Annotated in this window: 15 protein-coding genes; 11 read left to right on the top strand and 4 right to left on the bottom strand. The window is 74.7% G+C overall.

What is annotated here, in order from left to right; genetic code table 11:
* The first annotated feature begins 3 nt into the window (after positions 1–3).
* A complete protein-coding gene (pstA, locus tag ASG36_RS12915) occupies positions 4–1,095 on the top strand; it encodes a phosphate ABC transporter permease PstA (RefSeq protein ID WP_055765093.1) in 1,092 nt (363 codons plus the stop codon).
* 38 nt (positions 1,096–1,133) lie between these two features.
* Positions 1,134–1,913: a phosphate ABC transporter ATP-binding protein PstB gene (gene pstB, locus ASG36_RS12910; protein WP_055764371.1), complete on the top strand. Its 780-nt coding sequence runs from the start codon at positions 1,134–1,136 to the stop codon at positions 1,911–1,913.
* Between the two features lie 108 nt (positions 1,914–2,021).
* Here pstB and ASG36_RS12905 read toward each other — a convergent pair whose 3' ends face one another.
* Entirely contained in the window at positions 2,022–3,938 is a 1,917-nt protein-coding gene (locus ASG36_RS12905) for an LCP family protein (protein WP_235494940.1), read from the bottom strand.
* A gap of 169 nt (positions 3,939–4,107) precedes the next feature.
* Between ASG36_RS12905 and ASG36_RS12900 the strand changes: the two genes are divergently transcribed.
* Positions 4,108–4,863, top strand: a complete 756-nt coding sequence (locus ASG36_RS12900) for a hypothetical protein (protein WP_055764367.1) — start codon at positions 4,108–4,110, stop codon at positions 4,861–4,863.
* A 14-nt stretch (positions 4,864–4,877) separates the two neighbouring features.
* On the opposite strand, the gene ASG36_RS12895 is transcribed toward ASG36_RS12900, so the two are convergent.
* Together ASG36_RS12895 and ASG36_RS12890 are read right to left on the bottom strand one after the other, a co-directional pair.
* Positions 4,878–5,297 (bottom strand): DUF2795 domain-containing protein, encoded by a 420-nt coding sequence (locus tag ASG36_RS12895; RefSeq protein ID WP_235494938.1) that lies wholly within the window; start codon positions 5,295–5,297, stop codon positions 4,878–4,880.
* Complete coding sequence (locus ASG36_RS12890; RefSeq protein WP_055764364.1) at positions 5,294–5,503, bottom strand: DUF2945 domain-containing protein; 210 nt, start codon at positions 5,501–5,503, stop codon at positions 5,294–5,296. The genes ASG36_RS12895 and ASG36_RS12890 overlap by 4 nt, the downstream gene beginning before the upstream one ends.
* Before the next feature lie 321 nt (positions 5,504–5,824).
* Here ASG36_RS12890 and ASG36_RS12885 point away from each other — a divergent pair, with 321 nt between their 5' ends.
* The 7 genes from ASG36_RS12885 (at position 5,825) to cysD (ending at position 12,123) form a co-directional block, all read left to right on the top strand.
* Positions 5,825–6,616, top strand: coding sequence for a siderophore-interacting protein (locus tag ASG36_RS12885; RefSeq protein ID WP_157498788.1), 792 nt, complete (start codon positions 5,825–5,827; stop codon positions 6,614–6,616).
* A gap of 73 nt (positions 6,617–6,689) precedes the next feature.
* A complete protein-coding gene (locus tag ASG36_RS12880; protein WP_055764360.1) occupies positions 6,690–7,445 on the top strand; it encodes a response regulator transcription factor in 756 nt (251 codons plus the stop codon).
* A 9-nt stretch (positions 7,446–7,454) separates the two neighbouring features.
* Positions 7,455–8,999 (top strand): cell wall metabolism sensor histidine kinase WalK, encoded by a 1,545-nt coding sequence (locus ASG36_RS12875; protein ID WP_235494934.1) that lies wholly within the window; start codon positions 7,455–7,457, stop codon positions 8,997–8,999.
* A 9-nt stretch (positions 9,000–9,008) separates the two neighbouring features.
* On the top strand, positions 9,009–9,656 hold the full coding sequence (locus ASG36_RS12870) for a PaaI family thioesterase (RefSeq protein ID WP_055764357.1): 648 nt from the start codon (positions 9,009–9,011) through the stop codon (positions 9,654–9,656).
* A gap of 22 nt (positions 9,657–9,678) precedes the next feature.
* Entirely contained in the window at positions 9,679–10,389 is a 711-nt protein-coding gene (locus tag ASG36_RS12865) for a PaaI family thioesterase (protein WP_055764354.1), read from the top strand.
* Positions 10,386–11,135 carry an inositol monophosphatase family protein gene (locus ASG36_RS12860; RefSeq protein WP_055764352.1) on the top strand — a complete coding sequence of 250 codons (750 nt, stop codon included), beginning with the start codon at positions 10,386–10,388 and terminating at the stop codon, positions 11,133–11,135. The genes ASG36_RS12865 and ASG36_RS12860 overlap by 4 nt, the downstream gene beginning before the upstream one ends.
* A 79-nt stretch (positions 11,136–11,214) precedes the next feature.
* The gene (gene cysD / locus ASG36_RS12855; protein WP_055764349.1) at positions 11,215–12,123 is read left to right on the top strand and encodes a sulfate adenylyltransferase subunit CysD; all 909 of its coding nucleotides are present in this window, start codon (positions 11,215–11,217) and stop codon (positions 12,121–12,123) included.
* On the opposite strand, the gene ASG36_RS12850 is transcribed toward cysD, so the two are convergent.
* Positions 12,114–12,338: a hypothetical protein gene (locus tag ASG36_RS12850; protein WP_055764346.1), complete on the bottom strand. Its 225-nt coding sequence runs from the start codon at positions 12,336–12,338 to the stop codon at positions 12,114–12,116. The genes cysD and ASG36_RS12850 overlap by 10 nt on opposite strands.
* Before the next feature lie 59 nt (positions 12,339–12,397).
* Here ASG36_RS12850 and ASG36_RS12845 point away from each other — a divergent pair, with 59 nt between their 5' ends.
* Positions 12,398–13,693 carry a sulfate adenylyltransferase subunit 1 gene (locus tag ASG36_RS12845; protein ID WP_235494933.1) on the top strand — a complete coding sequence of 432 codons (1,296 nt, stop codon included), beginning with the start codon at positions 12,398–12,400 and terminating at the stop codon, positions 13,691–13,693.
* Positions 13,694–13,700: the final 7 nt, after the last annotated feature.

The raw sequence follows: 13,700 nt of genomic DNA, 5'->3' as shown, positions 1-13,700 counted from the left end.
CCGATGAGCACCCAGACCCCCACTGCCCCCAGCCGCCCCGAGTCCACCCCCGAGTTCGACCTCGCCGCCGAGTCCGGCAACCGGCTCCCCCGGTTCGCCGGCTGGGGCCTGTTCGTCCTCGGCGCCCTGCTCGCCGCCGCCCCGACCGCCCTGCTGGGCTGGTCCACCGGCCTGTTCGTCGTCCTCGCCGTGGTGCTGGGCACCTTGGTCACCTGGGGCGTCTCGCGCGCCGTCGAGGGCCGCCGCAAGTCCACCGACCGACTGGTGACCTGCCTGGTCAGCTCCGCCTTCGCGATCGCCATGGTCCCGCTGTTCTCGCTGGTCTACACCGTGGTGAGCAACGGCGTGGGCCGGCTGGACGCCGAGTTCTTCACCAGCTCGATGGTCGGTGTGGTTGGCGAGGGCGGTGGTGCCTACCACGCGATCATGGGCACGCTGATCGTCACCGCACTCGCCACCCTGATCTCGGTGCCGATCGGCGTGATGGCCGCGATCTACCTGGTCGAGTACGGCAACCGCGGCAAGCTGTCGAAGTGGATCACCTTCCTGGTCGACGTGATGACCGGCATCCCCTCGATCGTCGCCGGCCTGTTCGCCTACGCCCTCTTCGCGCTGCTCTTCGGCCCGGGCGTGCGGCTGGGCGTCGCCGGTGCGGTCGCCCTGTCGGTGCTGATGATCCCGGTCGTCGTCCGCTCGGTGGAGGAGGTCCTCAAGCTCGTCCCCAACGAGCTGCGGGAGGCCGCCTACGCCCTGGGCGTGCCCAAGTGGCGCACGATCGTCAAGGTCGTGCTGCCCACCGCGGCCGCGGGCCTGGGCACCGGCATCACCCTGGCGATCGCCCGCGTGGTCGGCGAGACCGCCCCGCTGCTGATCACCGTGGGCATCACGACCGCGCTGAACTTCAACCCGTTCGACGGCCGGATGGCGACGCTGCCGGTCTACGCCTACTACCAGCTGACCCAGCCGGGTGTGCCGCCGGAGTTCGGCATCAGCCGGGCCTGGACGGCAGCCCTCCTGCTGATCATCCTGGTCATGGCGCTCAACCTCATCGCCCGCCTGATCAGCCGGGTGTTCGCACCCAAGACCAACCGCTGACCCCGAACCCGACCCGCAGAGAGACGAGAGCAGACACCATGGCCAAGCGCATCGAGGTCTCCGACCTCGACATCTTCTACGGCAACTTCAAGGCCGTGGAGGGGGTCAACGTCTCGATCGAACCGCGCAGCGTCACCGCGCTGATCGGTCCCTCGGGGTGTGGCAAGTCGACCTTCCTGCGGTCGCTCAACCGGATGCACGAGGTCATCCCGGGCGCCCGCGTCGAGGGCAAGGTCGTCATGGACGGCCAGAACCTCTACGACCCGGACACCGACCCGGTCGCCGTCCGCCGGCAGATCGGCATGGTCTTCCAGCGCCCCAACCCGTTCCCCACGATGTCGATCTACGACAACGTGGTCGCCGGGGTGCGGCTCAACGGCGGCCGGATGAAGAAGTCCGACACCGACGCCATCGTCGAGCGCTCCCTGCAGAGCGCCAACCTGTGGAACGAGGTCAAGGACCGCCTCGACCGCCCCGGCGCCGGCCTGTCCGGTGGCCAGCAGCAGCGGCTCTGCATCGCCCGCGCGATCGCCGTCGAGCCCCAGGTGCTGCTCATGGACGAGCCCTGCTCGGCCCTGGACCCGATCTCCACGCTGGCCATCGAGGACCTGATGACCGAGCTCAAGGACCGGTTCACCATCGTCATCGTCACCCACAACATGCAGCAGGCCGCCCGCGTCAGCGAGCAGACCGGCTTCTTCAACCTCAACGGCGTGGGTCAGCCGGGTCGGCTCATCGAGTTCAACCCGACCGAGAAGATCTTCAGCAACCCCGACGTCAAGGCCACCGAGGACTACATCTCGGGCCGCTTCGGATAAGGACCTGGTCCCTCCCCACGACACGCTGCGCGCGCCGCGGGACCCGGGGACCAGGCCGTTCCATCAGGGAGGCCCCGTCGACCACCGGTCGGCGGGGCCCTCGTGGTCTCAGCCGCAGGTGGCGGTGGCTTCGGGGGTGGGGGTCGCGGTGGGGACGGCGCTCTCCGGGAGCGCGGCGCCCACGGTGACCGGCTGGACGGCGACGTCGGGGCTGGCGACCACCAGCTGCACCGCTCCGCCGACCGCGTCGCTGGGCTGCAGGACCGAGCCGGGGACGGCGGCGGCCACCGTGCTGGCCTGCGCCGCCGCGTCGGGTCCGAAGCGCACCAGCGTCTGGGACACCGCGCCGGACTCGGTGCCCACGGTGCCGGTGCGGAAGCCCTGCGCGGCCAGCGCGGACGCCGTCGAGGTGGCCACCTCCCCGGTCGCGCCGTCGTCCCCACGGGTGCCGGTGGCGTCCAGGACGTCGACGGTGACGTCGGCGGGGGCCACCGAGACCGTGGCCGGAGCCGCCACCGGGGCCGTCTCGGCGGTGGCCGGCTCGGTCGGGGCGGGCAGCGCGCCGGTGCGGATGACCGCGTCGAACAGGCTCCGGGTGGCGTCGCCGTCGAGCAGCACGTGCGCGGCGGTGCCGCCGGTGGGCACGTAGCCGACCCGCTCGACCGGCAGCGTGGTGCGCTCCACGGCGTCCCCGGACACCTCGCGCAGGGTCGAGGCCAGCGCCCGGACGTCGCCCAGCGTCGTGCCGTCGTCGACGGTGAACGCGTCGGCGGCCCGGGTGAGGAAGGACGTCGTCCCGATCGGGTCGACGAGCGACCCGGGGCTCAGCGCCTCGCGCAGGGTGGAGGTCAGCAGCAGCTGCTCGCGTTCGGCCACCTCGGTGCCGGTGACGTCGGAGCCGCTGCTGCCCGGGCGCAGCACCCCGGCGACCTGATCGCCGTCGAGCTCGCTGGTGCCCGCGTCCAGGGTCACCGCGGCGCTGCCGGCCGGCAGGGGCGCCGCGAGGCAGACCGAGATGCCCCCGACGGCGTCGACCATCCCGGGCAGCCCCCCGAGGTCGACCCCCAGGTAGTGGTCCACCCGCAGGCCGGACAGCTGCTGGACCGCGCGGACCAGGCACGAGGGTCCACCGTCGAGCAGCGCGTCGGCGAAGGACTCCGAGGTGGGCTCCCGCCGGCCGCCCTCGGCCGTGCGGCACTCGGGGGTGTCCACCAGGGCGGTCGGCGGGACGGTGACCAGCACGGCTCGACCGCCCTCGGCGGGCACGTGCGCGATGAGCGTGGTCACCGACGCCGGCCCGGTCTGCCCCGGCAGGTCGGTGCCGACGACGAGGTAGGTCTGCGCGCCGGCCTGCAGCTGGGGCGCGAGCACCTCCGGGGCGTCGGTGGCCAGCGCCGCGACCCGCTGCACCGACCGGTCGACGTAGAAGTACAGCCCCACGTAGTAGCTGCCGACCAGCCCGAGCAGCACCGCGAGGACGACGACGGCGCGCACCAGGCGGCGCCGCAGCGGGCTCATCGCGGCCCGGCGCTCCGCACGGGTCGGCGGCCGCTGGACGATCGGCACGTCCCGGCCCGGGATCGGCGGGACGGGCGCCCCGGCCCGGGCGGTGCCGGGCAGCGGCGGCACCGGGGTGGACAGCCGGACGCCGTCGCCCTGGGCTGCCGCCCGCGGGGTGCCGGGCAGCGGTGGCACCGGCGCCGAGGGCCGAGCTGCGGGCGGGGTGGGCGGCGGGACGGGCGGGGCGACCGGCGGGGTGGCGGCCTGCGCCGGGAGCTCGCTGGTGACCGGGGGCTGCGGGTCCACCGGGCGCCGGTCCGCGCGGCGTCGACCGGCGGCCCGCCCGCCGGTGTCCTGGGCCTCGCGGGAGCGGGCGAGCAGGGCCTCGACGGTCAGCGCCGCATCGGCGGCGCGCCCCCCACGCCGCGAGGCACGGCCCCCGCGGGGGGTGCTGGGGTCGGTGGGGCTGGTGGGGTCGGGGTGTCCGTCGCCGGGGCCGTCGTCCCGCCTCGGCTGGTCAGCCACCAGGTCTCGACACCCCATCGTCTGTGCTCCGCGGCGCCCTCGGCCCCGGCCGCCGGTCCCCGCCACGAGGTCGGCCGACGCCGCCGTCGGGGACCCGGCCACGATACGGGGAGGTCGGCAGCACCCGGTCGCCCCACGCCGGGTCCGTTCCCTGCGTAGCGTCGGGGCTGTGAAGCTGCCTCCGCTGCCCGGCCCGGCCGACCTGTTCTCCGCCGCGGAGGGCCTGCGCGACCTCGTCACGCAGTCACTCGCCCTCGTCCCCCGGGTCGTCGCCGCGGTCGGGCAGGGTGAACTGCTGCTGGACCGGGTGGCCGTGCTGCTGGCCCGGGTGGAGGCCGTCGTCGACCGCGCCGAGGACGCCGTGGCCGGGGTGGAGGGCACCAAGGCCCGCGCCGACCTGGCCATCGCCGGCGTCGCAGCGACCCGGGCCGCCGCGGACGAGGCGATCGCCGGGGTGGTGGACACCAAGCGGACCGCCGACGAGGCCATCGCGGGAGTGGCCGGCACCCGCACCGACGCGGACTCGGCGATCGCCGGGATCGAGACGACCCGGGCCGCCGCCGACGCGCTGCTCCTCGAGGCGACCGCCCTGCTCGGCCGCACCAGCCCGCTGCTGGACGCCTACCAGCCCGCCCTGGAGCAGCTGGCACCGCTGCTGCGGACCTTCGCCGACGACCTGGACCCCGCGGAGATCGCCGCCCTGGTCACCCTGGTCGACCGGTTGCCGGTGCTGGTGAAGCACCTGGACGAGGACGTGCTGCCGGTGGTGGCCTCGATGGGCGACCTGGCCCCCGACGTGCACCAGCTGCTGGACACCGTGCAGGACCTGCGCGAACTGGCCAAGGGCTTCCCGGGCTCCAAGCTGTTCCGCCGCCGGGGTGCGGAGGAGATCGCCGAGGAGGAGGCCGGCCAGCGCGGACGCTGACCGACTTCGGCCACTCAGTCCTCCGTGGGGTGGCCCAGGGCGCGGACCACCTCGCCGATCCGGGTGTAGGTCTCCCCTCCGGGCAGCCGGGACAGCTCGTCGGCCACCGCGTCCGGCGCCCGGTGGTCCAGGGCGGCCTCGACCAGGTCGGCGCCGGTGCTCGGGAAGTCCGCCCGGTCCAGCCAGCGCGCCAGCTCGCTCCGCAGCTGCACGGTCGCGGCGTCCGTCCCGGCCGGCACCCCACCGGTCAGGGTGCCGTCGGGAGCGGCGTCGACGTCGGGCTGGTCCTCGCCGCTGGGCTCGGCCTCCCGGGACTCCTCCACCCGGCCGTCGTGTCCGGTGCGGGTGACCGCCTCGGACTCCGCGGCGAGCACGTCGTCGCGCATCGCGCCGTGCGTGCCGCCGGTCTGCACGTCCTCCGCCGGACCGGTCACTGCTTGTCCAGCGCCTCGGGCTTGTGCACCGCGGTCTTGCCGGACTTGTCGCTCTCCACCTCGTACTGCGGCTCGTCCTCGCTGGCCTTGACCGTCCGGCCGCCGGCCTCGGTCTCCTCGGTGATCTTCCGTGTCACGGTGCCCTCGGTCTCGGTGCCGTGGGTCTTCCAGGTGACGTCGTCACCCTTCTTGAGGTCGTCGCTCACGTCGTGCTCCTCGCGTCGTCGGGCCCGACTGCTGCCCGCCCCGCCCCGGGTCCACACATCCGGCGCCGGCGGGACGGCTCGTCGACCAGCGGAAGCCCGGTTGGTCACCCGTCCGGGTGGCTGGAACCGCTCCAGCCGCCCCTGGGCCCCGGTGCTCACGTAGCGTGGTGTCCAGGACGACGCGACCGCCGCGAGGCCCGGTCGGAGCACCGTGACAGTCACTCTCTGTGATCAGTCGTCCTCCTGATCGCCGGCCCGGTCGGCCCCATTCCCCCGGGGCCGGCCGGGTCGGCCCCGCCGGCCGCCCTAGGCTGGCCGGTCGTGAGCACCCTCGACGTGAGCAGCCCCGAGGGGACCCGCCCGGTCGACGTGCTGACCGTGGTGTCCACCACCGACGTCACGCCCGCCGTGCGCCGGGTCTCGCTGTCGGCGTCTCCCGAGGTGGTCGCCGCAGCCGGACCCACCCTGGCCCTGCTCGTGCCCCGCGTCGGGGACCGCTCGCCCCGCTGGCCCGACGTGGCGCGGGACGGCCGGATCGTGTGGCCGCAGGGCAGCCACGGCGTCGCGCTGCGCAGCTACACCGCGCGCCGGCAGGACCCCGGTGCCGGCCTCGTCGACATCGACTTCGTGCTGCACGGCGACGGCCCCGCCGCCACCTGGGCGGCCGCTGCCACCCCGGGAGACGTGCTGGCCGTGGCCAGCGTGGCCCCCCTCGGGCACACCCCCGCCGGGTGGGTGCTGCTGGTCGGCGACGAGACCGCGCTCCCGGCGATCAGCCGGATCCTCGCCGATGCCGACCCCGGCACCCGGGGCGTGGCCCTGCTGGAGGTCGCCGGCGCCGCTGAGGAGCAGCCCCTGGCGCACCCCGCCGGGGTCGAGGTCCGCTGGCTGCACCGCGGGGACGCCGACCCGGGGGCACCCGACCTGCTGGTCGCCGCCGTCGCCGCCCTGGAGACGCCGGCCGACCCCGACGTCTTCGCCTGGGTCGCGGCGGAGTCCGCGACCGTCCGCGCCGTCCGGGCCGACCTCCGTGGACGGTGGGGCCTGGGCCGGGCCCAGCACCACGCGATCGGCTACTGGCGGCGTGGACGGGCGATGTCCCCCGCCGGGTGACACGGACGGCTTCGCAGACTCCTCACAGGTAGCGTCCAGTCCGGGCCCAGTCGCTGCGAACAACCTGTGGCCCATGACGACGACGGCACCGGAGCGCGGAGGGCACGTGAGCAGCAGCGCGGGACCCCGGACCCCCGAGGCGCGGCTCCTCGTGGTGGACGACGAGCCGAACATCCGCGAGCTGCTCTCGGCCAGCCTGCGGTACGCCGGCTTCGAGGTGGCGACCGCCGCCGACGGCCAGCAGGCCCTCGCCGTCGCCGCGCAGTTCCGCCCCGACCTGCTGGTGCTCGACGTGATGATGCCCGGCCTCGACGGCTTCGGCGTCGTCCGCCGACTGCGGCAGAACGGCACCCAGACCCCCGTGCTGTTCCTCACCGCCCGGGATGCCGCCGAGGACAAGGTGTCGGGCCTGACGCTGGGCGGCGACGACTACGTCACCAAGCCCTTCAGCCTCGACGAGGTCCTGGCCCGCATCCGGGCCGTGCTGCGCCGCAGCCTCAGCGCCCGGCCGGTCGGTGAGGCCCCGCGGCTGGTGTTCGCCGACATCGAGCTGGACGAGGAGTCCCACGAGGTCCTCAAGGCCGGCGAGCTGATCAGCCTGTCGCCCACGGAGTTCAAGCTGCTGCGCTACCTGATGAGCAACCCGGGCCGGGTGCTCTCCAAGGCGCAGATCCTCGACCACGTGTGGAACTACGACTTCAACGGCGAGGCCAACGTCGTGGAGTCCTACATCTCCTACCTGCGCCGCAAGATCGACACCACCGAGCCCCGGTTGCTGCACACCCTGCGCGGCGTCGGCTACTCGTTGCGCCTGCCCCGCGGGAGCTGAGCCGCCCCCGTGTCCGGCAGCGCCACCGATCTCCTGGAGGCCGACCAGCCGCCGCTGCACCCGCAACGGGTGCCGCTGCGGATCACCCTGGTCGGCCTCCTCGTCGTGCTGGTCGCCCTGGCGCTGGCCGCCACCGGCTTCGCGGCGACCAACCTCCTGCGCGAGTACCTCGTCGACCAGCAGGACGCCCAGCTCAGCGGCTACGCCCGCGACCTGGAGGGCGACCCGGCGACGACCCAGACCAACTGCAGCTCACCGGGGTTCCCCTTCGGCGCCAGCTACTTCGCCTGCGTGCCCACCGACGGCCAGACCCGGGTCTTCTACGGCCCGCGGACGAGCGTCTCCTCCCTGCCCGACGTCTCGGCCATCGACGTGGACAGCATCGCCGCCTACGACGACGCCCCGCTCACCGTCCGCGGGGCCGACGGCAGCACCTCCTGGCGGCTGGTGGCCGCCCAGGTCTCCGACGGTCTCGTCGTGGTCGTGGGCATCGACCTGTCCGACGACGAGAAGATCCTCGGCCGGCTGATCGCCATCCAGGTCGTCGTCGGCCTGCTGGTGCTCGTGCTGCTGGGCGTCGCCGGGTACCTGCTGGTGCGCAACTCGCTGCGCCCGCTGGTCGAGGTCGAGCACACCGCGGCCGCGATCGCCGGCGGCGACCTGTCCCGCCGGGTGCCCGCAGGTGACGACCGCACCGAGGTCGGGCGGCTGTCCACGGCGCTCAACGGGATGCTGAGCCGGATCGAGGGCGCGTTCCGGGCGCAGGCGACGTCGGAGGAGCAGGCCCGGGCCTCGGAGGCCCGGATGCGCCGGTTCGTCGCCGACGCCAGCCACGAGCTGCGCACCCCGCTGACCTCGATCCGCGGCTTCGCCGAGCTGCACCGGCACGGCGCGGCCAGCGACCCGGAGAGCACCGCCCGGATGATGGGCCGGATCGAGGCCGAGGCCACCCGGATGGGCCTGCTCGTGGAGGACCTGCTGCAGCTGGCCCGGCTGGACCAGCAGCGCACCCTGGCACTGCTCCCGGTCGACCTGGCCGAGGTCGCCGGGGACGCCGTCCACGACGCCGGCGCGGTCCAGCCCGACCGGCCGGTCTCCCTGGTGCTCGAGCCCTCCCTGACCGACGTCCCCGTGGTGCTGGGCGACGAGTCCCGGCTGCGCCAGGTGGTGGGCAACCTGGTCACCAACGCCCTCACCCACACCCCGGTCGACGCCGCGGTCACCGTGTCGCTGTCGGAGGACCCCGCGGACCCCGACGTGGTCACCCTGACCGTGGCCGACCGGGGCCCGGGCATGGACCCGGCCGACGCCGAGCGGGTCTTCGAGCGCTTCTACCGGGCCGACGCCTCGCGCACCCGGGCCGCCGGGGGCACCGGGCTGGGCCTGTCCATCGTGTCCTCGCTGGTGCAGGCGCACGGTGGCACCGTCACCGTGCGGACGGCGCCCGGTGAGGGAGCCGCCTTCGTCGTCCGGCTGCCCCGGTCCGGCCCCCCGGACAGCGGCCAGCTGGTGCCCGGGGAGGACCCCGACCCCGCCACCGACGCCCCCGGCTAGCCTCCCCCGGTGCCCGCCCCGCAGACCCCTCGCCGCGACGCCGTGGACCGGCTCGGGGCCGCCACCCGCCGGCTGCGCAGCGCCGTCGTCGGCACCGAGGCCCCCGACGACGTGCTGGACGACGTCGTCGCGCAGCTGGACGCACTGACCGACCTGCTGGCCGCGCACCCCCGGGCCGCCGGTGAGCCGCCCTCGGCCGACCGGCGAGATGACGGCGGCCTCGCCCCCACCGGCGCCTCGGCGTTCGACCCGGCCACCGGCAGCGGCAGCCCGGTCGCCCCGCCGCTCACCGTCACCCGCGCCCACCACGCCGCCACCGGCACCTGCCGGCTGGGCGCCGTGCAGCAGGGGGCACCCGGTGCGGTGCACGGCGGGGTGCTGGCCCTGCTCCTGGAGACGATGACCGGCCAGGCGGTGCTGGGCGACGACCAGCCGCGGCTGGTCAGCAAGCTGGCGATCGCCTACCGCGGGCCCGTGCCCCAGGACGCCGACCTGGTGCTCGAGGCCCGGGTCACCTCGGCCGAGGACACCCGGTGGCGGGTGACCACCACGCTGGCCACCGCCGCCGAGCCCGGGACCGTGCTGACCGAGTGCCAGGGCACCGTCCTGCAACTGCGCCCCGACCAGCTGGCCCGGCACCGCGCCCTGCAGGCCTGACCGGGCGGGATACGGTCCGGCGGTGACCACCGAGAGCCCCTACGACCCCGAGCTGATGGCCGCGGTCACCGACCTGGGCGACGCCGTCCGCGAGCTGGTGCAGGCCTCGGTGCGCACCACGGTCGGCCCCAGCCAGCTCGCCGCCGCCGCTGCCCGGGCGCGGGAGATCAGCCGGGGGCTGCTCACCAGCACCCGGGACCGGCACGAGCTCCCGGCCCTGGACGACCCGGTCGCCTTCCGCCGGGTGTTCTCCCCGGTCACCGGGGTGGGCAGCGCGATCGCCCCGCCGCTGCGCATCCGCCGGGACGGGGCCGGCGTGGTCGCCGAGGCCACCCTGGGCCTGCAGTACGAGGGCCCGCCCGGCTTCCTGCACGGCGGCATGAGCGGTCTGCTGATGGACCAGCTGCTCGGCTCCGCCGCAGTCGCTGCCGACCGCTGGGGCATGACGGCGCACCTGGAGCTGGACTACCGCGGCCCGGTGCCGCTGCAGACCCCGCTGGTGTTCCGCGCCTGGGTGGCCGAGGAGGACGGCCGCAAGACCATGGTCCACGGCAGCGTCGCCCTGGCCGCCGACCCCGACCGGGTACTGGTCTCGGTGCGCGGGCTCTTCGTCACCCCCCGGGACGAGCAGATGGCCGCCTACTTCGGCGAGATCACCGACGCCTCCGGCAAGCACGCCCCGCCCGGTCGGGCCACCGACGCCACCGCCCTGCACCCCGGGGACGACGCGTGAGCCGCAGCGACGTCGAGGTCGCCGCCCTCGCCGCCCGGGCCGCCGCCGACGTGCTGCTGCCGCTGCTGCAGGCCGGTGAGCTGCACGACGAGGCCCTCGGGGACGCCGGGGACGCCGCCGCCCAGGCCGCGATCGCCGCCGTCCTCGCCGAGCACCGGCCCGACGACGCGGTGTTCAGCGAGGAGGCCGTCGACGACCCGGCCCGGCTCACCGCCGACCGGCTGTGGATCGTCGACCCGCTGGACGGCACCCGGGAGTACCGCTCCGGGGACCGGCACGACTGGGCGGTGCACGTGGCGTTGTGGGAACGCTCCGCGGGCGACCTGACGGCAGCGGCCGTGGGGCTGCCCGCACTCGGCGAGGTGGTCACCACCGACCCGGCCCCGGTCGTCCCCCCGGTGCCCGACGGTCCGCTGCGCGTCGCGGTGTCCCGCAGCCGACCGCCGGCGCAGGCCCGGGCCGCCGCGGACGCCCTGGGCGCCGTCCTCGTGCCGTTGGGGTCGGCCGGCTACAAGACGCTGGCCGTGGTGCGTGGGGAGGCCGACGCCTACGTGCACGCCGGCGGGATGTACCAGTGGGACTCCGCCGCCCCGGTCGCGGTCGCCCGCGCCGCGGGGCTGTTCGCCTCCCGGCTGGACGGCTCGCCGCTGGAGTACGCGGTGGCCGAGGCGTGGCTGCCCGACCTGGTCGTGTGCCGGCCCGAGCTGGCCGACCGGGTGCTGGCCGCGGTGCGCGCCGGGGCATGAGCGAGACTGGTCGGGCAATCCCCACCTGACTGGTGGGGATGACCCGTCCGTCGCCCTCGAGCACCCGGAGCACCTGCGCGTGAGCACCCCTGAGCACCGGCTGACCCAGCTGCAGACCCTCGAGGCCGAGTCGATCCACGTGATCCGCGAGGTCGCCGCCGAGCTCGAGCGCCCGGTGCTGCTCTTCAGCGGCGGCAAGGACTCGATCGTCATGCTCGAGCTGGCCCGCAAGGCCTTCGCCCCGGCCCGCATCCCGTTCCCGGTGATGCACGTGGACACCGGACTGAACTTCCCCGAGGTGCTGGCCTTCCGTGACCGCCGGGTGGCCGAGCTCGGGGTGGAGCTCGTCGTGGCCTCCGTGCCCGACGCGATCGCCGCCGGCACGGTGAAGCAGGAGCCCAACGGCTCCCGCAACCGCATCCAGACTCCGGTGCTCCTGGACGCCGTCGAGCAGCACGGGTTCACCGCCCTGTTCGGCGGTGCCCGCCGGGACGAGGACAAGGCCCGGGCCAAGGAGCGGGTGTTCAGCTTCCGCGACGAGTTCGGGCAGTGGGACCCCAAGAACCAGCGGCCCGAGCTCTGGGACCTCTACAACGGCCGGATCCACCTGGGTGAGTCGATCCGGGTGTTCCCGCTGTCGAACTGGACCGAGCTGGACATCTGGGGCTACATCGCGCAGGAGCAGATCCCGATCCCCGACCTCTACCTGGCCGCCGACCGTGACGTCGTCGACCGCGCCGGGATGCTCTACGCGGTCAACGAGTTCATCACCCCCCGGGACGGCGAGGAGGTCACCCGCCGGTCGGTGCGCTACCGCACCGTCGGGGACGCCAACCTCACCGCGGCCGTGCCCTCGGAGGCCGCCACCGTCGAGGAGGTCATCGCCGAGATCGCGGTGACCCGGCTGACCGAGCGGGGGGCCACCCGCGGCGACGACAAGGTCAGCGACGCCGCGATGGAGGACCGGAAGAAGGAGGGCTACTTCTGATGGGCCCGTCGCCGTCTGCGCAGCAGCAGCCACCGCACCACGCCCACCAGCAGGGCCAGGCCCAGCAGCCAGCCCACCACCTCGGGCACCCCGGCACCGAGCGGGGCGCCGAAGGCCGCGTCCAGCCCGCGGCTGACCAGCACGGTCACCCCGTAGCCCACCAGGTAGCCGACCACCACGACCGCCAGTGCCGGGACCAGCGGTGCGAAGAACACCGGCCCAGCGTCCGCCTGTGCGCCGTCCCCCGCCACACCCCGACCCAGGAGGTGGCCGCGTGAGCGACCACGACGCCCTGACCTCCGCCGCCGCGGAGCTCGCCACCGCCCGCAAGGACATCCTGCGGATCGCGACCGCGGGTTCGGTGGACGACGGGAAGTCCACCCTCATCGGCCGGCTGCTCTACGACAGCAAGGCCGTGTTCGAGGACCAGTACGAGGCGATCTCGCGGGCCAGCCGGGGCGACCACGTCGACCTGTCGCTGCTCACCGACGGCCTGCGCGCCGAGCGCGAGCAGGGCATCACCATCGACGTCGCCTACCGGTACTTCACCACCCCGCGGCGCACCTTCGTCCTGGCCGACACCCCCGGGCACGTGCAGTACACCCGCAACATGGTCACCGGCGCCTCGACCGCCGACCTCGCGATCGTGCTGGTCGACGCCCGCAAGGGGGTGCTCGAGCAGTCCCGCCGGCACGCCTTCCTCGCCTCGCTGCTGCGGGTGCCGCACCTGGTGGTCGCGGTGAACAAGATGGACCTCGTCGACTGGTCGCAGGACGTCTTCACCGCCATCCGCGACGAGTTCCGGGCCTTCGCGGCCAAGCTCGACGTCCCCGACCTCACCGTCGTCCCCATCTCGGCGCTGGCCGGGGACAACGTGGTCACGCCCTCGGAGCGGATGCCCTGGTACGACGGGCCCTCCCTGCTGGACCACCTCGAGCGGGTCGAGGTGGGCAGCGACGTCAACCTCGCCGACGCCCGGTTCCCGGTGCAGTACGTGATCCGGCCGCAGTCCGACGCGCACCGCGACTACCGCGGCTACGCCGGCACCGTGGCCAGCGGGGTGTTCCGCCCGGGCGACGAGGTGCAGGTGCTGCCCTCCGGCCGGACGACGACGATCGCCGCCGTCGACGGCCCCGCGGGCCCGGTGGCCAGGGCGTTCCCGCCGATGGCGGTGACCCTGCGGCTGACCGACGACGTCGACGTCTCCCGCGGGGACCTGCTGTCCCACCCCGCGGGCGGGCCGACCGCGACGCAGGACCTGGACGCGGTGGTCTGCTGGATGACCGACGAGCCCCTGCGGCCCCGGCAGAAGCTGGCCGTCAAGCACACCACCCGCTCCGTGCGGGCGGTGGTGAAGGCGCTGCAGCACCGGCTCGACGTGAACACCCTCGAGCCCGACGACACCGCCACCGAGCTGGGGCTCAACGACATCGGCCGGATCACCCTGCGCACCACCCAGCCGCTGTTCGTCGACGACTACCGGCACAACCGGGCGACCGGCCGGTTCATCCTGGTCGACGAGGCCACCAACGCCACCGTCGCGGCCGGGATGATCACCACCGCCTCCTGACACGCCG

The sequence above is a fragment of the Geodermatophilus sp. Leaf369 genome (genome assembly GCF_001424455.1).
Taxonomy (GTDB): domain Bacteria; phylum Actinomycetota; class Actinomycetes; order Mycobacteriales; family Geodermatophilaceae; genus Klenkia.
This window is presented reverse-complemented; position numbering and strand designations above follow the sequence as displayed.

Coding starts and splice junctions, on each gene's coding strand:
- pstA (WP_055765093.1), top strand. CDS start 4: ATGAGCACCCAGACCCCCACTGCCCCCAGCCGCCCCGAGTCCACCCCC.
- pstB (WP_055764371.1), top strand. CDS start 1,134: ATGGCCAAGCGCATCGAGGTCTCCGACCTCGACATCTTCTACGGCAAC.
- ASG36_RS12880 (WP_055764360.1), top strand. CDS start 6,690: ATGACGACGACGGCACCGGAGCGCGGAGGGCACGTGAGCAGCAGCGCG.